This window comes from Halobacteriovorax sp. XZX-3, from assembly GCF_043196495.1.
Taxonomy (GTDB): Bacteria; Bdellovibrionota; Bacteriovoracia; order Bacteriovoracales; family Bacteriovoracaceae; genus Halobacteriovorax_A.
This window is the reverse complement of record NZ_JBEBMO010000002.1, coordinates 963,211-984,211: the sequence shown is the minus strand read 5'-3', so window position 1 is coordinate 984,211 and position 21,001 is coordinate 963,211. Positions and strand designations below refer to the sequence as shown.

Sequence of the window (21,001 nt, the reverse complement as noted above, 5' to 3'; positions counted from 1 at the left end):
TCCTCTTAAAATGATATCGTATTTGTCATTGTAACATATAATTACAGATGCTTAGCAACATGCACACAAGGAAAAATATGCAATTTAAAGAAAATGAATTGGTTTTAGGGACAATTATTGAACGCTACAAACGATTTTTATTAGATTTTAAATTAGATAATGCCTTTAAAGAGTATAGTTGTGAACAAACTCTAACGGCCCACCTTGCAAATACAGGAAGCATGAAAACATGTTGGGAGCCAGATTGGAAAGTTCTAATGACCCACTCTGATGACCCAAAGAGAAAGCTTAAATTCTCTGCTCAGATGATTTCGAATGGGGATTCTTGGATTATGGTAAATACAGGCCTTACAAATAAGATTGTTCAGGAAGGTCTAGAACTTGGAAAATTCGAAGAACTTAGAGGGTATGATTTTTTCAAGAGTGAAGTAAAAATTGGTAAAAGTAGAATTGATTTTCTCTTAAGCAATAAAGAGATCGATAAGAAAGATTTAAAACTTGAGGATCCTAGTTTTAAATACAATTTTGTTGAAGTAAAGAATGTTACTTTAAAAGTTGGAGACCAGGCCCAATTCCCGGATGCCGTCTCAACCAGAGGCCAAAAGCATCTTGAAGAACTTATGGCAATTAAGGAGCAAGGTCATGAGGCCACAATGCTCTATATTGTTTCTCGTGAAGATGTTAAGAGCTTTAATGTGAGTGATATTGATACAGAATATAAAAGACTTCTTATCAAGGCCAAAGAAGCTGGAGTACAGATTCTTGCCTACCAACTAAATATGAATGAGAAAGAAATCACTGTCGCAAAAAAACTTAAGATTGTTTTATAGGCTTGTCGATTCGAACTTCTCGATATGATTTGCAAGCTGTGAATACACTCGACTCTCATTAGGAATCTTTGTTAAAAGATGATTAAACTTTTGAAGATTATCTTTATTGATGAAACGATATAGCTCTCTTGTAATAAGTGAGTTTTCATTGCTAGCGTTTGAAGCTAGTGTTGTCACTATTTGATCGCTTACCTTATCTTTAAAATCATCTGACTTTGCATATTTTTCAAGCTCTAAAATAATAAGAGAATGAAGATCCTTACCGTAAACACCTTGTGAAAGTTTAACTAAGGCATTTAATGATCTTAGATCACTCTTTTGCGTACTTAAAAGTAAAACTAAGTTCTTCTTTAATTCTTCATTTGAAAGATCGATAAAATCTAGTGCTGTCGTAATAATTGAGTGAGAACGAAAGCCTCTTTTTGACGTAAAGTTATATAGCTGATTAATATTTTGATTAATCTTCGCTGTAATATAATCCCCATACCTATCATAATTTTCAGAAACTTCATCACTTGTGAAGTATTCCTGACAGATACTTCTCATACAACCCTTAAGTTTTGATAACGACTCTTCGTAAGACTTGTAGATATGCATATCCTCAACTCTTCTCTTTTTTAGTTCACGGGCCGTAACATCATCAGATAAAGATGCAATTGAACGTTTAACAAAGTCAGGTGAACGATTAACATGCTTGTATGGATTTGCACCACTACCAAGCTCTTGTTTAAGAGTACTCTCAATATCACTACTAGTGAAAAAGACAAATGCGCCTAATGATGCAATTACGACAGTATGAACTAAGCCTTTAATCATTTCTTTCCTTAAATGTTTAACCAACCTTTTTACTCGTTTCGGTTAATATTAGGAAAAGATTAAGTTTTAGTTTTTATTTATACATAATTTTAATAGGTTATATTTGAGATTTTTTTTGATAATGATCAATTAGTTGTTCAACACAACTAAATCCCTTTAGGGACATATCATTTATTATTGATCGATTAATATCTTGGAGAAGCTTAGGCCCCTGGAAAATAAAGGCCGAATAGATCTGCAAACACCTTCCACCATCACGCCAATAATCAACAATATCTTCATACGAAGAAAAACCTCCAACCCCGATGAACTCTAAATGAGGAAAATCCTTCATCTTATCAAGACATGCCTTACGGACCCTACGTGCTTTGGCCAGAAGCAGTTTTCCAGAAACACCTCCTACCCCACGCTCTTGCATTATAGTCGTATTTGTTGCAATGATACCAGTTAGTCTATAGTCACTTGCGACTTTGATAATACTTTCAATTTCATCTTCTTCAATATCTGGTGAAATTTTTAAATAGAGATCGGCCTCACCGTCTTTACGCTCTAAAGCAGCAAAGATCTTCTCTAAGGATTCACGAGTTTGATGCGAACGAAGTCCCGGAGTATTTGGCGAGGAAACATTTATAACGATATAATCAGCAAGATCTTTAAAATCTTGATAAAGGCTCGCATAGTCTTCATATGCTAGATTATCAGGTGTATCCTTATTCTTTCCAATATTCACACCTAATGGAATTGAACGCTTTGCTAAGCGTACTTGATTCTTAAGAAACTCTCCACCTTCATTATTAAAGCCCATGCAGTTACGAATAGACTCTTCTTCAATATAACGAAATAGTCTTGGCCTAGGATTTCCACCCTGGGGCCTTGGTGTTACAGTTCCAACCTCAATAGCACCAAAACCAAGATTAGAAAGAAATTCGTATCCACGACAATTTTTATCAAGTCCAGCAGCAAGCCCAACAGGTGTTGCCCACGTTAACTTACCAATTCTTAATTTTAAACTATCAGAGCGGTAACTCGGATAAACCTCAGAAAGGACAGGAAACCTCTCCATGAAATCGATTGTAAGATCATGAGCATCTTCGGCGTCTAACTTGAATAAGAAGTTACGGGCAAGAGAATAAATCATTAGTACAACTTAACAAAGTCACCTTCGTGAACAGAGCCTCCGGAGTGTAAGATACCGATTGAAGCATCTGCTCCAATAAAGTCGATAATCTCAATTGTCCCTTTGACTTCTCCCTTGGAAACACCAATAAGGGCCCCAGTTTCAGGATCATAGATATCAACACCTTCAGTTACAACTTTTAAAACATCACCGATATTAAGTCCTGAGTCACGGCCAGCATTAATATAGATATTATTTCCAATAATTTTTGCAACACGTCCGATCCACTCTAGCTTTTGAGCAGTATCAAGAATTCTTGGAATTGATTTTCTAACAGAAACTTTTGTTACATAGCGAAGAAGATCTTGGCGGTACTTTGTTTGTGAATCGCGATCAGACTTAAAGAAGCGGTAGCTGCTATCGTCTGCATAACCATCAAGAGTATCAGTATAGATTTCTTTATTAGAGTTAACGTCATAGATTCTTATCTCGACTTTTGCTTCACTATAGCTTTTTGTGCTTCTAACAAAACCTACTTCATCAGACTTTTCTCTAACTCTTGCTTCGATAATTCGACCAAAAATAACAAAGTTTACACCTTCTCCTTTTGCCTTTCTTGTCATCTGAACAAGCTTTGATCCACCTTGAGAGTAGACCTGCTTCGAAGAACCAAATAGCCTCGCTGACATTGGGTCAACAATGAATTGTCCCGTCTTTTGAAGCTCACGGCGAAGCTCTTCTGTTGCGATAACACCTAAATCTTGGCCACCAAATGGAGATTCATTAAAGAAAGTTAGAAGTGCAACCTTCTTTTTAACGCCTGTAAAATGTTGACGCTGAGACGTTCTCTCTTTTCTTCCGTGATAATCTCTTTTTTGTGGTGGTACTAAAAGAGAACACGATGTTGTAACTAAAACTAAAATTGGTAATAAAAACTTAATCATAGACTTTTTGCCTTAGCTGCTTCCTTATCTTCCTTAATAACTTTTCCACTCTCACCAGCATGAATAATATTAAAAACAAATGGAAGGTTTTCATCTCTTTTAATCGAAGCTTGCTCTGATAATTTTGTATTAGAAAACTTCTTCAAGACATCCATTGCCTTATCTTTATCACCAGAGAAAGTGATACTAATATTGACTACATTTTGAAGAGTCGAAGTAATTTGTGGATCAAAGAAGTAAACAACACCTTCTTCTTTTAACATTCCAGCAAAATCAAATGCCTCATTAATATTATGAGTATTTCTTAATACGATATCAAAAGAGTTCTTTACAGATACTTTCTCCTTAATCGTTCTCTTTAATCCCTTCATTTCTGAGATTGGCAGCTGATAAACAAAGCTTGCAATATCAGAGCTCTGCTTGTGTGGATCAACTGTCGAATACTGTTGTCCTTTGGCCTCAAAATCTTTGAAGTTTACAATCGTACCATCTCTTAAATCAGTAAGAACTAATCCACCAAATGTCTGTATATTAATTTGCTTTTGCTTTTCGTCTTTAAACTCTTTTTCAAGTGCGATATCAAGAGTTAGCATAAGTGAATTTCTAAGCTCTTCCTGACGAGTACCAAGAATCTCTCCTTCATTTGAACGAAGGACAACAAGAGGCTTCTTTAGGTGTTCGAAAATTTCTTGTCTTGTTGATGGATTAACAACTTCAATCCCTTCAAGAAAGACACCACCAACACTCTCTCCTAACTCTTTAAGCCAGTGATCTTCGACAACATCTGTAAATTTCGACTGAGAACTTACACCAACTTCTTCCCAAGTTAGATCCTTAAGCTTGTAATTGATATTTAGATAAAGTTTTGTAAAGTTACGTGTTTTACCTTGTCCAATATAGCGATAGTAAATTTCAGAAACTAACTTACGATTAACTTTTGCATCGATATTATAATAGTGTGTATCTGCTCGTGATAAAGACTTCGACATCTTCTTTACTGTGTATGAAGAAATAATAGAGTTAAATCCACCAAAAGAAGCGCGTGCCTTTAATCTCTTGCTACGAATTCCCCTTTGGTATCTTTCAAGAGCACTCCCCGTTAGAGTTACAGGGTTGCCTTCAGCATCAACTGCACCAGTTTCACGATCGTAATTTTCTTTAATTGGCGCAAAGTATTCATCAAATTGTGTTTCGTAATTTTGCCAAAAAGTCTTTGTATCAAGACCTAGCTTTTCAAGCTCAGAATCAAGAACGTTGCGAACCGTGTTGGCATAGAGTTGCTCTTTAATAAAAGATAAAGAGTCACCAGGTTTTGAGGTGAACTGTCCCCTTGCACTTACTGATGCTGCAAGAGTATTGGTCGCTAATAATAGCAATAATATTAGTTTCTTCATTATCCATCCCTAGATTAAAAAATATCTTTAAGTATTTTACCCTACATCGCTGATTTTTCCATCAATAATAAACTTCACCGCATCAGCATCAAAAATCTCATTAATTTTTGCTGCCATTTGTGGTGTTGGGTTTACCAGATAGTCATTTCCAAGTGGCATTCTTGCTCTACCTGAATCATGTTCAAAAATAATATGTAGTGGAACTGTTCCTCTGTGACCTAAAATCGTCTGCTTAAGACGGTTTAGACGTCCCTCATTTAGAGATGTCATTGGAACATTCAAACGAACAGAAGATACCCTTTCCTCCGCCTGCTCCTTGAGCTTTTGAATCTTTGAAGGGAAGAATTTTCGCGGTTCCTCGGCCAAATTTACCTGTCCAGTCATAATGATTGGGTCATCAGTAGCAAGGATCTCTTCGTATTGAACGAATGTTTTTGGAAAAATGATACATTCAATTTTACCTGACAAATCTTCTAGGGTAGCAAAACACATGCGATCCCCTTTCTTCGTCATGATATTTTTTCTCTCAACGATCATCCCCGCAAGAACCATATCTCTCTTTGAAGTTCCATCGATATCTTGGATTTGTCCAATTGGCATCGAGGCCATTTGTTCAATAACACCTTGGTAACGATCTAGCGGGTGACCTGAAACATAAACCCCAATTAGCTCTGCTTCATATAAAAGTTTTTCACGGTCATCCCAGTCAGCAACAAATTGAATATCAAGCTGATTAGCACCAGTATCTTCTGTTGCCTCGGCCATATCAAAGAGATTCGTTTGTCCCATCTCTTTTTCTCTTTGGCGCTTTTGCGCGTAGGCCACAACCATTTCCATATTCTCAAGCATTGTTCGACGATTAAGATTTGTTTCACAACCATCAAAAGCACCTACGCGAATAAGTGATTCAATAACACGCTTGTTAACATTCTTAAGATTTACTCTTTCACAGAAGTCAATGAAGCCAACGAATGGGCCATTCTCCGTTCTTTCACGGATCATCTCTTCAACACCACCTTCACCAACACCTTTAATGGCACCCATACCAAAGCGCAGGTTTCCATCAACAACGTTAAATAGCCAAAGCGACTCATTCACACAAGGAGCAAGAACTTGAATATCATGATTTCTTGCATCGTTAATGATTGTTGTGATCTTATCTGTATTTGAAAGTTCCGTACTCAGGAGTCCTGCATAGAACTCTGGCGGATAATAAGTTTTTAAGTATGCTGTTTGATACGCAATATATGAATAGGCAACGGCGTGAGACTTGTTGAAACCATATTCCGCAAATTTCGCCATCTGATCATAGAGAGTCTCAGCAATTTTTAAATCGTAATTTCTCTCTTTTGCACCATCGAGGAAGATCTGCTTGTGTCTTTCCATCTCCGAAATTTTCTTTTTCCCCATCGCCTTACGGAGCATATCCGCTTGACCAAGAGAATATCCAGCAATAATACGGGCGATGTTCATAACCTGCTCTTGGTAGATAATGATTCCGTATGTATCGTTTAGGATTGGCTTAAGAGATTCGAATGGATAACTTTCTTCTTTGCGCCCGTGCTTGATTTCAACGAATTCATCGTGCATTCCCGATCCCATAGGACCTGGACGATAAAGAGCGTTAATGGCAGTAATATCATCAAGGGTATCCGGTGAAATACGACGACAAAGATCCTGCATCCCAGAAGATTCCAGCTGGAAAACACCAATTGTATCCCCTTCAGAAACCAGGTCATATACCTTCTTATCTTCGTAATCGATTGCTTCAATATCAAAATTTGGATCGTAGTCACGCTTAATAAAATCAGAAGCGTAATCAATTACCGTTAGAGTTTTAAGTCCAAGGAAGTCGAATTTTACAAGTCCAATTAGCTCAGAGAAGTCCTTATCAAATTGAACAACCTTTTCACCTTTTGCCCCTTTAAAAAGTGGACAATAGTTTACAAGCGGTTCAGAGGTAATGATTACTCCGGCCGCGTGAATACCAGCGTGGCGATAAAGTCCTTCAAGCCTTTTTGAAATAGTGAAGATTTGGCGAATCTTAGGATCAGTTTCAATAAGCTCCTGAAGCTTTGGCTCCATTTCAATTGCTTTATCTAATGTGATTCCAATTTCATCAGGAATCAGTTTTGATATCATATTGGCTTCAGCAAATGTTAAGTCATAAACACGAGCAACGTCTTTTACAACGGCCTTGGCCTGAAGCTTACCAAAAGTGATAATCTGCCCTACCTTATCTTCACCGTACTTTTGCGTTACGTACTCAATAACTCGCTGACGTCCCGCCTGGCAGAAGTCGACGTCAAAGTCTGGCATCGAGATACGCTCAGGGTTAATGAAACGCTCAAAAAGTAGGTTGTATGGTAGAGGGTTAATATTGGTAATTGTTAAAGCATAAGCAACAAGAGAACCAGCTCCAGAACCACGTCCAGGACCTACCGGAATCCCATTATCTTTTGACCACTGAATGAAGTCAGCAACGATAAGGAAGTATCCAACGAATCCCATCTGCTTAATAAGATCCATCTCATATTGAAGACGCTCGTAATACTTTGGTTTCTGCTCTTCCCAATCCGGTTGGTTAACAATATTTCTAAATTGCGGTCCATCAAAACGTGCTTGAAGACCTTCTTTTGTTACACGATCAAAGTATTCTTCAAGAGTTTCATCTGTATCAATTTCATAGTCTGGAAGATGATAAATTTGATTTCCTTTTTCATCAGTCCACGAAAGTTCAACATTACACTTATCTGCAATTTCAAGAGTGTTATCACAAGCTTCAGGAGCATAGTGAAATGCAGCTCTCATCTCTTCAGGTGACTTGTAATAAAATTCTTGCGACGTCATACGCATTCTATTTTCGTCAGCGTATGTCTTTCCTGTTTGAATACAAAGAAGGACTTCTTGAGCTGTCGCATCCTCAGGTGTCATATAGTGCGAATCATTTGTTGCAACTAGTTTGATATCGTTCTTCTTTGCAAAGTCGATAACTTTCTCGTTTACAATTCTCTGCTCAGGAATTCCATTTTCTTGAATCTCAAGATAGAAGTCATCAGGACCAAAGATATCTCTTAATTTTTCAATTGCACGAATGGCACGCTCATCTTGTCCAGTAAAGAAGTTATAACCAACCTCACCTTTAAGACATGCTGTCGTACAAATCAACCCTTCGCTATATTCGCGAAGAAGTTCCACGTCTGCACGTGGCTTATAGTAAAAACCTTCAAGATAAGCTTTTGAAAGGAGCTTACATAAGTTTTGGTAACCAGTATTATTCTTTGCAAGAAGAATCAAATGGTGAATTTGTCTTGAAGACTCTTCAGCATCCTGTGAACTAACACTAGCAGACTTCTTGGCCGCACGACGATCAAAGCGTGACCCAGGTGTGAAGTAAATTTCTGAACCTAGTATTGGTTTTATCCCTGCAGCTTTACAGCGAGTGTAAAAATCAATAGCACCAAACATATTCCCATGGTCAGTTTGTGCAATTGCCGGAACACCTAATTCCTTTGCCTGTGGAATTAAATCCTTTAAACGAATCGCTCCATCCAGTAGTGAATACTGTGTATGTAAGTGAAGGTGTACAAAGCTATCTGGGTGAGTTTCTTTTAGTGATTTCGTTTCGCTAGATTCGACGTTACTATCTTGTTCCATGGAGTCCTCAAAATGTCTTATTTAATCAGTGTGTCGTGCTATTTAAGTATCCCATTTTCAAGGCGTTTTGTCATATTCTTAGAGCTTATTTGCTAACCAAATTACAAAGACATAACGCAACGCTTTGCCGATATACATCGATAAGAAAACATACGCAGGGCGACAACGAAAGTAGCCGAGTGCTACGGCCAAGGGATCACCAACGATGGGAAGCCATGTCAAAAAAGCAAGGGCCGGCCCAAAGCGCTGAATAAGATTTTGCCAACGTACGATCTGTTCTTTACTAATTTTTAAGTATCTTTCACACCAGCTTATCTTGCCCAAGTGACCAAGATAAAAGCAGCTTACCCCTCCAAGAAAATTTCCTAGGCTTGCGGCCCAGAAAATATCAATTCTTGAAAGTCCTGCTTTTACAGCACCAAATAAGAATGCTTCAGAGCTGAATGGGAGAATGGTTGCGGCGGCAAAGCTTATAAAGAAAAGCCCTACGATGCCATAGTCTTGAATGAATTCCATTATTAATTATTATGATGATTTCTCTACATTTAATCAAAATCTTTTCAACTTTTAACAATACAATTTGAGATAGGTTTAAACAAAAAAGGGATGCATAATGGTTAACTACACTCCACCTATCGAAAGAGATAAAGCGCCAAGACAAAGAGAAAAAGATGAACATTTCACTTCCAGCTACAATATCATTAATCGTGTCATCAAGGACCTTGCACCCTTACAAAATACAATGGATATGCAGGAAGCAGGAGAATATTTCATCAAGCATAATATTACAGGACTTCCTGTCGTCGATGAACTTAACAATATAGTAGGATTCCTCTCACAAAAAGACTGCCTCAAATATAGCCTCGATGCGAAATACTACAACCACCGTTCTTCACTCGTTGAACACTATATGAGCGAGAATGTTGTAACCATTCCTTCAAAGTCCAACCTCACCTTCATCGTTGAACTCTTTCTCCACTATCCTTTCCATGCATTTCCTGTTGTAGAGAACGAGAAAGTAGTTGGAATCATTGAAAGAACGACTGTTTTTGAAGTGATTCACAATATGAAAGGAACCAACTGGTAGTCCTGACTACATAAATCTTACTGACATTCAAATGAGCTGTTTACATTTTTGATACAGTTTGTGTACAAATGCGTTCAACTTTGACGCTTTACTCGATAGAACTCCCCCATTGGAAAATTGATGGGAGGTATTCAATGAGAAAGTTATTAGTTTTTATTTGTACATTTTTAGCACTTACAGCAAGCGCAGAAGTTAGTAAGTGGTGTAAAGATACGAGTTTTATTTTAGAGAACGCAATTGTATCAGGCTTTGAAAGTGTGACTTATGAAGAGGAATTAGAAATCCTTTTATCTGCTTCACACTTTGTTCTTGATAGCACTCCAAAAAAGAATTTCTTCTACTTCTACACTACACTTGCAAGTGCAATTGAAGGTACTGAAATTTATCAATCGCCAGAGCATAAGGTGCTTTTTCTAAGAAGACACTTAAGAGATGCAATTGGTGATCTTAATAAATTTCATGACAGACTTTCAAGAAAACTATGTCTTTGGTGTTATGGAAATCATAGAGAGTATGTACAAGACATTCTTTCTAGAGGAATCACTGAAGGTGAAAGATCAAAGAACGATGCTATCGAAATGGCCGTACTTGATCGCGCAGCTGAACTTGCAATTAACTTAATCGAAGATAGTACATTCTCAAGAAATTATGAATGTGCAAAAAAGAGCTTAACTTTTGTTCTACTTACAAATGATGTCATGACTAAGAGAAGAAATATTCTAAGCGCATATAGAATTATGAGAAACGGTAGCTGTGACTATTAGTCACAGCTTCATGTTGGGAGATATTTATGAAAAAACAATTAATGTCATTAATTTTAACTACACTACTATGCTTTAACTCATATGCACTATTTGGCGCAAAAGATGATGGAATTAGTGGCGAATACAAAGGGAGCCAACGAGTTGCTCTAACTTATACTGGAATTAATTTATATAGCAGATGTTCGAACTACAAACATCATGAATTTTGGTTTTATCATCTTCTTGGAACAGGTGTTGGTGCAGTTATTGTTGGAACAGGAACTCTGGCCGTACCATTTATAGCAATTCCAATTTTGGCCATTGAGGGAGCAAGAGTTGCAAATTGTGCAGGAAATGTAACAAATACAAGATCAATAAAGGCCAAATTTGAAGCAAAGATTTTTGAAACGAATACTCAAAGAATCACTTTAGCACTCAAGTCAGAAGGAAAAAAGAAATGTGCAGGAATTTCTATGAAAGTGATCGGTGAATCTGATGGCTTCGGTGGTTATAGACTTTATAAGGATCAAGAAGCATACCTAAATAACGTAGAACTTGGAAATGTTCTATATTCAGGCAAGGAAATTGAACTATCAATTGCAAGAGGCATTAAGCTCTACTCAAAAGGACGAAATGGAGATACATGCACTTGGAATTTTGAACATGGCCTAGGTCTTACTTTAAAGAAATAAATAGGAATCAAATATGAAAAATATATTAATGACAATTCTACTTTCGACACTATTTTTATCATCCACAGCATTTGCAAAGAAAGAAAAAACAATCGCTGGATCTTACAAAGGGACAAAGAAAGTTCAACTTAGGTATTATGCATTTAGGGCCCTTGAATGCAACTGGGACAACTTACTATGTCTAAACTTAGAAAACGAATGGAAGAATAAGACATTTAATATAAGATTCAATGCCGACATTACAAAATCGAGTACAGGACGAATCACTCTTTTCATCACATCTCAAGACAAGAAAAAGTGCGCTGGTTTGGGAATGAAATTCATTGGTGAAGAAGATGGATTTGGAGGATATGATCTTTATCGCAACAAAGAAGAATATCTGCAAAACCTAAATATCGGAACACTGACATTTAATGGTAAGAACGTTCAAATCGTTATTCCACAGGATATGACAAAACAATCAAATGGGAACCATGGTACTGAATGTACTTGGGACCTACAGTACGGACTTGATCTAAAACTTAAATAAATTGCAAACTCAAGAAACAAATCCACATTTAAATATGAAGCATTCTGTAGAGATTTACAACTACGTGAATGCTTCTCTCTTTCTGCGAGACACATGGCTTAAGAAGAAAGAGCTTAACCCAAATTTCTCAATTAGATCTTGGGCCCAAAAGCTAGGAATCACTTCTCATTCTCAGCTACACCAAGTTCTAAACGGAAAACGCAATCTTCCAAGTAAGTATATCATGACTCTTGCCAAGGACTTAAAACTTGAGGCAGATGAAGCTGAATACTTTGAAAAGCTAGTAAAACTTGGGACCGCAAAGTCTGAAGAAGAAAGACTATTTTATCTAAGTTCAATTCAAAGAAATAATGAAACACTAGAAGTCTATGAAGTTGATAGTTATGAGCTCATTCGTAATCCACTTAACTTCTTCATTCTTGAATTATTTTGCTTAATTGAAGATGAGCTGACACCTATTAAGATTCAAAAATTATTAATACATAACTACCCTCTTTCTGAAATTAGAAAAAGCGTTGAGCTACTGACAAAGCTTCAGATGCTGACTCTTAAAGATGGAAGCTACCGCAAGGCCCATGGCACAGTCTTTACAACAAATGATATTCCAAACCTTGCTAAGCAGGAATACCACAAGAATATTGCAGAACTTGCAAAAGAGGCCGTTGAAAAACAAGATGTGCAAGAGCGAGAATTTTCTGGCTTCACTTTTGGTATTAATGCAGAAAATCTTCCAAGGGCGAAGGAAGAACTAAGAAAATTCAGAGAGGAATTTTCTCAAAAATTTATCGAAAAGGACTTTGAAGGAAATCAATTATATCACTTAGCAATTAACTTCTTTGCTATTTCACATAAGGTTGACCAATGAGAGTACTTTTAATTTTAGCACTATCTTTTTTGACACTATCAATACAAGCAGCTGAACGTCCCGTTCTTCGAGAAGGTGGATCAGGTGTAGGAAATGGCGGTGATACAATTAGGCTTCGTTTTATTAGCACTGGAAACGGTATTATTGACTATTATCAAGAAGGATTTAAATCGATCAGTGACGTTCTTATCACACCTATTTTTCTTAGGGCCCATTTAAATATTAAAACGATTAGCACATCAAAGGAAATCCTAATTGATAACCTAGGAAATCCTGTAAGTGCTATTGGTGAGCCAGGAAAGATCACACTATACGTTGGTGACGATATACCAGAGCTTCACTGGAATACAATCTTTAAGAACTCACGCCTTGCAAATATTATGGTTCTCCATGAACTCCTAAGAGCACAAGGTATTAATGATGATAATTATGTTTATTCAACAAAAGTCTTAGTAAAACAAGATATCTTAGGTTATGGCAAATTCAAAATGAAGTGGGCCAAGCAATCTTTTGACATTGTGGAAAACACACAACTTCGTTCATTTAATTCAAAGAGTATTCAAGAAGAGCTCGGCTATTTTAATGTCGCAAACTCTGCACTAGAAAAATATAATACGATTGATTTAGCTCCACTGATTACTCTTAATTTAAAACTTTCAAAAATGCTTTACGAAAACTCTTCTGACCAAGAAAAGCTACAAAATCTAAGATCTGACTATAAGCTTTTAAGAACAATTATTCCTATGATTGATACTCTCTCTTATGGGCAGATAACTGGAAGCGCCAATTATAAAAATCTAAGTAGCATTGGCCTAATTCTTCTAAGAGACCTAAATTTTAAAATTAGAATGTCTAATTTTGAATTAAATGAAGACGGCCGAGAAGTAATTCAAAATTATACTGATAATTTATTAAGCGCAATTAGCATTGCCTCTGATGACTGGATGATTTGCACAGGTATCGAACAAAGCCTATCATCCCTATCAAATAACTGGATCGTATCTAATAGCAGTGACTTAAAAATGCAGATTTCTGCAACGATCAACCTTTTAAACGACTCTAATTGTTACTAGATTTCAATAACTTAGTATCTGTAAATATTGCAGATACTAAGCTCTTTTCTTGAACACGACCACAACTTCTGCGAATATACGCCATAAAAAGTATTTTCGTTAGAAATAGAAAAGAGAAACCATGGTTTTTAATCGTAAGAAAAAATCACCTAAAAACAAGGAACAGCTCGAGTTTAACTTTGAGCTTCCGCGCGAAAACGATCGCAATTTCCACCTTGGTGGAAAGTCTTTCTATTTCTTCGATTTCGACGACAATGTCGTTTTCCTTTCAACTCCAATCATTATCTTTCACAATGAGACAGGCGAAGAGAAGCTTCTTTCTTCTCACGAATTTGCTGCTCATAATAAGATCATTGGAAAAGAAGGACCTTACGCAAATTATCACATGGATTTCGATGATGAGACGGGAACTTTTAGAAATTTCCGCGATTCAGATCTTTCGCTTACTCAACGACTAACCGGAAGAAAGCAATCACTTATCACAGATATCCAGGATGCACTTGAAAGAAGTGATTCAACTTGGAAAGCTCCGAGCTGGAATCACTTCTATCATGCAACTTATAATCAAAGACCAGTTTCAATTATTACAGCTCGTGGTCACAGAGAAGATACAATTAAGCAAGGGATCGAAGTTATCTATAACGAAGGTCACCTACCAAATATGCCAAACTTTCACACTGTCTATGCTGTTTCAAATCCAGAAACTCGTGTACGACTTGGTGGACGTGATGAGGATTATAATGTGCCTGAACTTAAGTACAAGGCCATTATCGAATCAGTTGAACTTGCTATTCAAAAATACGGATACTCAGATTATCACCGCTTTGGAATGAGTGATGATGATGCTGGAAATATCGATCTCATTACAGATGCGATGAAAGAGCTAAAAGCAAAATTTCCACGTATGTCTTTCTTCGTTATTCAAACTTATGACAATGGCTTTGAAAAACGCGAAGTTCATGAGCACTCTGTTGAGACAATTTTCTCTAAGCATGAATCACGCCTTGATCAGCTTAACCTTTTTGCACAGTAATAAAAATAAAGCTGAACACTACCTAGGCAATTATTAAAAAAGTATTTTCAAATATTAAAATCCAGTAAGATTTCGATATGGAAAAGAAATTCATCAAACAAGTCTTTGCAACATTCTTTATCTTCTTATTCTCGGCCCTCATGTCTAATGCATTCAGTAAGGACCTTTTAAAGTTAATTCAGTAACTTAAGTCGACAAAAATCTAACACTTTCTAACTATTGAGCACAATATTTTGCGTTGATAGCATTTCTTCACTAGAATTTCCTATTAATTAACTTAGGGGTAAGGAGTTCAAATGAAAAAGATCGCAAAAATCACGTTAGCATTACTTTTGGCATCTTCTGCCCTGTCAATGGATTGTATCGGTTCAAAAAGATATTTGGACGACAGAGGACAGTCTCAACTTAAAGAAATCAAACTAGAAAATGCATTTGAGTATACTGATGCAAAAATTCACGCGGATATCGACGAAGCCTACTTCGTTTTCACAAAGTACGATAAGGAACAATTTGTCGCTAAGATTACATTTGGTCCTGATTACACGAAAGGAATTGTTTCAACAGCAACCTTTGATCAAAATAATCGTTTTGAGCTAGCAAGCGTAAATGGGGCAACTGTTTATAAGCTTGTTTGTACTCAGTAAGGTACGCGCCACCTTTACGAGATTCAACATAGTTATCTAGTTTTTCTGCTCTAAATATCTATGTTGAAGCTCAAATTTCAATCCCATATTAAATATGCTAATACCTTAATCCGTTTGAAATTAGTTATTCTTAAAGAATCTTGATTTTGAAATAGATTGATGATGAGTTCGAAAGAAATAATAATCTAAACCATTTAAATCTCGAAAAGGTGGCGCGTACCATAACTTATTCGTAGACCTTCCCATTGCGCCTGAGGCAACAAGGCCGACATAAACGTCGGCCTGTTGAAGTATTGATTCATTCCAAATGGTGGGGCGCTATAGCCGCGTCAAATCTTGGCTTTGCCAAGATGACCGCGGCTATTCCCATTCAATAGTGCCAGGAGGTTTAGACGTGATGTCATAAACCACACGAGTGATACCCTTAACCTCATTAGTGATGCGATTTGAAACACGAGATAAGAAAGCGTGTGGCATATCTGTCCACGTCGCAGTCATCCCATCACTTGAGTTAACCATGCGAAGACAAATAACTTCTTCGTAGGCACGGCCATCACCTTTTACTCCAACTGTTTTTACAGGAAGTAAAACAGTCAGTGCCTGCCAAGTTGATTCATAGAGATTGTGCTTATGTAATTCTTCAAAAAGGATTTGGTCACTTTGTTGTACCTGAGCAATACGAGTTTCAGTTAATTCACCAAGAACGCGAATTCCGATTCCTGGCCCAGGGAATGGATGACGGTGAACCCAACTATGTTCAAGACCAAGCTCTTCTCCCATCTTTCTCACTTCGTCTTTAAATAGGTAACGAAGAGGCTCAAGAAGTTTTAAATTCATTCTCTCAGGAAGTCCTCCAACATTGTGGTGAGACTTAATCGTTACTGACTTACCATCTTCTTCATGGGGAGAGATTGATTCAATGACATCTGGATATAAAGTACCTTGTAGAAGGTATTCAAAATTAATGCCGTGATTTTCTTGGTATTCTTTTACTTTCATTTCAAAGATATCAATGAAAGTTTTTCCAATGGCCTTACGCTTATCTTCAGGATCAGACTTACCTTCTAAGTTTGCCATAAACTCTGCCTTAACGTCGATCACTTCAATATTAAGCTGAGTTTTCTCTTTTAATGTTTCAATATGCTGGTAATCTTGTGGACGTAGAAGTCCGTGGTCAACGAAGAAACAGTACAGATTATCTCCAATTACTTCGTGAGAAAGTTGAGCAGCAACAAGTGAGTCAACTCCACCAGAGAAAGCACATAGAACTTTTGATTTTTCAATTCCACGCACAAGCTCTTTGGCCTCTTCAAGCATTTCAGTCGCATCCCAATCTTTTTCAAGTTTTGCGATATCTTTAAAGAAATGATTTAAAATATCCTTTCCATGTTCACTATGTTCAACTTCAGGGTGAAATTGTAATCCCATCATTGGACGTGTTGTATGCTCAATTGCAGAAACAAGACCGTTTCCTGATTCCATGACAAGATTAAAATTTTCAGGAAGTTTTGATATATGATCAGAGTGAGACATCCAAACGTTTACTTCTTCAGGAACTCCATCCATTTTGAATCCATTAATTAAATGAATCTTAGCATGACCGTATTCACCGATTGTTCCCTTCTCAACAACACCACCAAAGTACTTCCCCATTAGCTGCATTCCGTAGCACACACCTAGGATAGGAAGTTTCTCATTTTCAAAAACAAAGTCATAATTTGTTTCATCTTCAAATACTGATTGAGGTCCACCAGAAAGAACAAGAGCATTTGGCTTCTTTCCTTCGCTAAAAAGTTCGCGGGCCTTCTTTACTGTGATGATCTCACTTGAGTAACCGAGCTCACGTGATTTTCTTGTAATTAATTGTGTGTACTGTGAACCAAAGTCCACGATCCATATTTGTCTTGCACTCATATTTTATTATTCCTATTTTTTATTTTTCAATTTGATAATTTGGTGCTTCTTTCGTAATCATGATGTCATGTGGATGACTCTCTTTAAGTGAAGCTGCCGTAATCTTTACGAATTGGGCCTTCTCTTGCATTTCTACAATTGTTGAAGCACCGATATAGCCCATACCACTTCTAATACCACCATTTAATTGGTAGATATTTGAAGCAAGGCTTCCTCTATATGGAACTTGCCCTTCAATACCTTCTGGAACTAATTTTTGATCATCTACATCACCTTGTCCGTAGCGATCTTTTGAACCAAGCTTCATTGCTCCAAGTGAGCCCATACCACGGTAAACTTTATAAGTACGACCTTGATATAAAACCATCTCTCCAGGTGTTTCATCACACCCTGCAAACATTGAACCAAGCATGACACAACTGGCCCCTGCAGCAAGTGCTTTAACGATATCACCAGAGTATTTAATTCCACCGTCTGCAATAAATGGGATCCCTGCCTTAAAACAAACATCAGCACAATCCATAACTGCAGAAAGTTGAGGAACTCCAATTCCTGCAACAACACGAGTTGTACAAATTGATCCTGGACCTATTCCTACTTTTACACCATCAACACCAGCATCGATTAGAGCGAGACATGCTTCAGGTGTTGCAATATTTCCTGCGATAATATCAACACTTTGATCTTTAGAAATAAGCCCTCTTACTGTTTTAACCATACCGATGACACCTTTTGAGTGACCATGTGCTGTATCAATAATGATACAATCAACACCAGCAGCAATAAGATGCTTTGCACGCTCAACCTCTTTATCACCTACGCCAATAGCAGCGGCAACTCTAAGACGTCCTAATGCATCCTTGTTCGAGTTAGGAAAGTTGATACGCTTTAAAATATCTTTGATTGTAATTAGACCTTTAAGCTTTCCATCCTTACAAATAATTGGAAGCTTCTCAATTCTATTCTTATGAAGAATTTTCTGGGCCTCATCGAGATCAATCCCCTCCAGAGCTGCAACAAGCTTATCTTTTGGAGTCATGATATCTTTAACTTTTTGATTCAGATTATGTTCGAAACGAATATCACGACTAGTAAGAATTCCTACGAGATAGTTTTCAGAATCAACAACTAAAACCCCTGTAATCTTATTTTTACTCGTCAGCCTTATGACTTCTTCTAAATGCATTTCAGGATTAACTGTAATTGGATTTAGAACAACGCCTGACTCGAACTTCTTTACCTTCTCAACTTCCCACGCTTGATCTTCAGGAGACATATTCTTGTGAATAACACCAATACCACCCTGTTGGGCCATAACAATTGCAGTCTTAGACTCTGTTACAGTGTCCATGGCCGCCGAAACGATTGGAATATTTAAAGCAATATTACGAGAAAACTTTGTTTTTAAAGAAACATCTCCAGGCAATACTTCTGAATATCCTGGTTTAATTAAGACATCATCATAAGTAAGGGCCTGAGGAATTTGTGCAATAGACATAAGACTGATCCCATCTAAATAGTTAAAATATAAGCAAATAGTTGCTTATATTTTAACTGAGATCATTTTTTTATAATACCGGGAATTTTTCTTAGTAGGCTTCTTTGTAATCCTGACTATAACTCTCAAGATCATTAATTAGACTGTTTACAGCATCGCTATGCTTTTGTTGACCTAAATACTCTTTTCTCAAAGATGTCTCAAATACATCATTTTTAAATTCTTCATCAACAGGTGAAGGTACAGATGCAGGATTTCTTAAAGACTGAGGCTTCTCTGGCCTAAACTTACGCTCTGGACGTACTCCTTCTTGTGGAGCTTCCCTCTCATACTCACGCTCTTTTTTCATTTGAGTAGGAGCCTTTTCTTCAGAAGCAGGAACCCTAGTATTTGGCCCGTATACATTAACTTCTACATCAGATTTAGTTGTGTAGTCTGGCTTAAACTTCTTAAAAGCTTTCTTCTTAGGTGACTCTTTTGCCATTTCCTTAAGTTTTTCTTCATAGAATTGCTCAAGTCGAGTTGCTCTTGCCCCACCTTCTACTCCAACAGAAGCAATCTCTCGACGAGACTTAACTGTTTGAGATTGTCTTACAACAATTTCACCAGGCTTATTAGAAACCCTCATATCTTCTCTAAGAGTAACAGAAGCTGTCGATCTTTTAGGAGTCTTTGTATATAGCTCTTGCGAAATCTTATTGTCTTTATGCCTTGGTGCTCTAGCAACAAGAGTGCGTTCATTCATCGGTTTAACTGCAGGAAATAAAGAAGTCACAGCTTCATAAGCGCTAGAAGAAATAGGTGTCGGAACTCTTGGAGCACCATTTTCATAATCTTCTTTCACAAAAGAAAAGCGGCCAGGGCCAACCTGTTCTTTCATAAACTCATAAACATTATTATTAATTGTATGAGTACCTGTAATACTTAAAATTTGAGTCTTTCCATTTTCTGGATCATAAGAAGCAATATACTCTCCACTATCGTACGAAATTGTCGCATTAACAGTTTGAAGTTGAAACTTATCATCAGTATTTTCAATAGACTTTACCCAGATATATCCAGACTTAAGCTCAACTATTTTATTAAGCATTGAGACATAACTTGAACCTGAAACATGATACTCGTGATCAAAGTAATCTCTAAAAACAAGTTCAGCGCCTACTTCAGTAAAAATATCGTCAAAGTCATAGATGTAGCTTCCTGCATCTAACTTCTTTGTTTGTTGATTACTAGTTACAAAAACATTCCCCTGCACTCTTGCAACAACGGCCCTTGGAGATTTTGCCGTTTCGGCACCAAGAGCAACTGTAAAAAAAGTCGAGATGAATGCTAAGATTAGCAGACTAGTTCTTTTTATATTTCTGTACGATTTTCTCATAGTGCCCACTTAGGATATTCCATTCAGGAGTGTTTCTATATTTCTTTCTAAATTCTTCAACGACTGCAAAGAATTCGTCTTTACGATTTTGTTTTAAATAACTCATACCTAGCCATAATTTTGCACCTAGGTAGTATTTTGATGTTGGATACTTCTTAGTAAGATAAGTGAAATATTTCTCACTCCAATCATAGTGTTTTCCTGACTCATAACTTGCTACACCTGCTTGAAATAAGAAGTCAGCATCAAGCTCTTTTGAGTTTGGAAAGTTCTTTGTGTATGCATTAAAAAACTGCGCACTCTTTTCGTAATTCTTAGAATCAAATTCTTTTTGTGCAATTGAGACCATCTCTTTTGCATCCCACTTATACACATCGTACTTAACGAGGTCGTTACTATCGACGCGTGCGACACTTGCAATTGTTCTCTTTGTATAACTCTCCTTTTTAGGAGCTTTATCTTTTAATTGTGTTTCGAGATAATAATTCTTACTTTCAAGAGTTTTGATTTTGTAATTAGCTTGCATAAGCTTATTGTTCATCTCTTGATTTTCTTTTGATAAAACTAGAATCTTGTCCTCTAACTCGTTAATGGCCTGGGCGCGTTTTTCAAAATGCTCCACATAGCTACACGATGTTAGCGACATCAATGCAAGTCCAAAGAATAAAGAATTAACGGTTTTCACTTTTTTTTCCTCGTTATTAGTACCTCTTCGCTCTTCTTTTCGGATAATGGACTAAAATATTTAGCAAAATTTGCGACTACGTATTTTTAAGGAGTTACAAGG

The 21,001-nt window shown here is 37.0% G+C and carries 19 protein-coding genes; 9 read left to right on the top strand and 10 right to left on the bottom strand.

Going from position 1 to position 21,001, the window contains the following annotated elements; translation table 11 throughout:
- The first annotated feature begins 77 nt into the window (after positions 1-77).
- Positions 78-830: a DNA/RNA nuclease SfsA gene (gene sfsA, locus ABMA70_RS15300; protein ID WP_158246944.1), complete on the top strand. Its 753-nt coding sequence runs from the start codon at positions 78-80 to the stop codon at positions 828-830.
- Here sfsA and ABMA70_RS15295 read toward each other — a convergent pair.
- The 6 genes from ABMA70_RS15295 to ABMA70_RS15270 form a co-directional block, all read right to left on the bottom strand.
- Complete coding sequence (locus tag ABMA70_RS15295) at positions 825-1,646, bottom strand: hypothetical protein (protein ID WP_103219090.1); 822 nt, start codon at positions 1,644-1,646, stop codon at positions 825-827. The two genes, sfsA and ABMA70_RS15295, sit on opposite strands and share 6 nt — an antisense overlap.
- A 97-nt stretch (positions 1,647-1,743) precedes the next feature.
- The gene (locus ABMA70_RS15290) at positions 1,744-2,784 is read right to left on the bottom strand and encodes a quinone-dependent dihydroorotate dehydrogenase (protein WP_392992361.1); all 1,041 of its coding nucleotides are present in this window, start codon (positions 2,782-2,784) and stop codon (positions 1,744-1,746) included.
- On the bottom strand, positions 2,784-3,707 hold the full coding sequence (locus ABMA70_RS15285) for a hypothetical protein (RefSeq protein ID WP_103219091.1): 924 nt from the start codon (positions 3,705-3,707) through the stop codon (positions 2,784-2,786). The genes ABMA70_RS15290 and ABMA70_RS15285 overlap by 1 nt, the downstream gene beginning before the upstream one ends.
- Positions 3,704-5,101: a hypothetical protein gene (locus ABMA70_RS15280; protein WP_392992363.1), complete on the bottom strand. Its 1,398-nt coding sequence runs from the start codon at positions 5,099-5,101 to the stop codon at positions 3,704-3,706. The genes ABMA70_RS15285 and ABMA70_RS15280 overlap by 4 nt, the downstream gene beginning before the upstream one ends.
- A gap of 36 nt (positions 5,102-5,137) precedes the next feature.
- Positions 5,138-8,758, bottom strand: coding sequence for a DNA polymerase III subunit alpha (gene dnaE / locus ABMA70_RS15275; RefSeq protein ID WP_103219177.1), 3,621 nt, complete (start codon positions 8,756-8,758; stop codon positions 5,138-5,140).
- Positions 8,759-8,836: 78 nt separating this feature from the next.
- On the bottom strand, positions 8,837-9,274 hold the full coding sequence (locus tag ABMA70_RS15270; RefSeq protein ID WP_392992365.1) for a YqaA family protein: 438 nt from the start codon (positions 9,272-9,274) through the stop codon (positions 8,837-8,839).
- Positions 9,275-9,371: 97 nt separating this feature from the next.
- On the opposite strand from ABMA70_RS15270, the gene ABMA70_RS15265 reads away from it, so the two are divergent.
- The 8 genes from ABMA70_RS15265 to ABMA70_RS15230 all read left to right on the top strand — a co-directional run bounded on the left by ABMA70_RS15265 (position 9,372) and on the right by ABMA70_RS15230 (position 15,424).
- On the top strand, positions 9,372-9,845 hold the full coding sequence (locus tag ABMA70_RS15265) for a CBS domain-containing protein (protein ID WP_392992367.1): 474 nt from the start codon (positions 9,372-9,374) through the stop codon (positions 9,843-9,845).
- 134 nt (positions 9,846-9,979) lie between these two features.
- Positions 9,980-10,609, top strand: coding sequence for a hypothetical protein (locus tag ABMA70_RS15260; protein WP_392992369.1), 630 nt, complete (start codon positions 9,980-9,982; stop codon positions 10,607-10,609).
- 26 nt (positions 10,610-10,635) lie between these two features.
- The gene (locus ABMA70_RS15255) at positions 10,636-11,280 is read left to right on the top strand and encodes a hypothetical protein (RefSeq protein ID WP_392992370.1); all 645 of its coding nucleotides are present in this window, start codon (positions 10,636-10,638) and stop codon (positions 11,278-11,280) included.
- A 13-nt stretch (positions 11,281-11,293) separates the two neighbouring features.
- Complete coding sequence (locus ABMA70_RS15250; protein ID WP_392992371.1) at positions 11,294-11,809, top strand: hypothetical protein; 516 nt, start codon at positions 11,294-11,296, stop codon at positions 11,807-11,809.
- Positions 11,810-11,843: 34 nt separating this feature from the next.
- Entirely contained in the window at positions 11,844-12,674 is an 831-nt protein-coding gene (locus ABMA70_RS15245; protein ID WP_392992373.1) for a TIGR02147 family protein, read from the top strand.
- Complete coding sequence (locus tag ABMA70_RS15240) at positions 12,671-13,747, top strand: hypothetical protein (protein WP_392992374.1); 1,077 nt, start codon at positions 12,671-12,673, stop codon at positions 13,745-13,747. Before ABMA70_RS15245 ends, ABMA70_RS15240 begins: the two co-directional genes overlap by 4 nt.
- 121 nt (positions 13,748-13,868) lie before the next feature.
- Complete coding sequence (locus tag ABMA70_RS15235; RefSeq protein WP_103219169.1) at positions 13,869-14,780, top strand: hypothetical protein; 912 nt, start codon at positions 13,869-13,871, stop codon at positions 14,778-14,780.
- A 296-nt stretch (positions 14,781-15,076) separates the two neighbouring features.
- A complete protein-coding gene (locus tag ABMA70_RS15230) occupies positions 15,077-15,424 on the top strand; it encodes a hypothetical protein (protein ID WP_103219168.1) in 348 nt (115 codons plus the stop codon).
- Between the two features lie 360 nt (positions 15,425-15,784).
- Here the strand turns inward: ABMA70_RS15230 and guaA are convergent, their stop codons facing one another.
- The 4 genes from guaA to ABMA70_RS15210 all read right to left on the bottom strand — a co-directional run bounded on the left by guaA (position 15,785) and on the right by ABMA70_RS15210 (position 20,899).
- Positions 15,785-17,338, bottom strand: a complete 1,554-nt coding sequence (guaA, locus tag ABMA70_RS15225; protein ID WP_103219166.1) for a glutamine-hydrolyzing GMP synthase — start codon at positions 17,336-17,338, stop codon at positions 15,785-15,787.
- Positions 17,339-17,357: 19 nt separating this feature from the next.
- Positions 17,358-18,836 (bottom strand): IMP dehydrogenase, encoded by a 1,479-nt coding sequence (gene guaB / locus ABMA70_RS15220; protein WP_103219165.1) that lies wholly within the window; start codon positions 18,834-18,836, stop codon positions 17,358-17,360.
- Positions 18,837-18,927: 91 nt separating this feature from the next.
- Positions 18,928-20,214 (bottom strand): hypothetical protein, encoded by a 1,287-nt coding sequence (locus ABMA70_RS15215; RefSeq protein WP_103219164.1) that lies wholly within the window; start codon positions 20,212-20,214, stop codon positions 18,928-18,930.
- The gene (locus ABMA70_RS15210) at positions 20,180-20,899 is read right to left on the bottom strand and encodes a tol-pal system YbgF family protein (RefSeq protein WP_103219163.1); all 720 of its coding nucleotides are present in this window, start codon (positions 20,897-20,899) and stop codon (positions 20,180-20,182) included. Before ABMA70_RS15210 ends, ABMA70_RS15215 begins: the two co-directional genes overlap by 35 nt.
- Positions 20,900-21,001 lie beyond the last annotated feature (102 nt).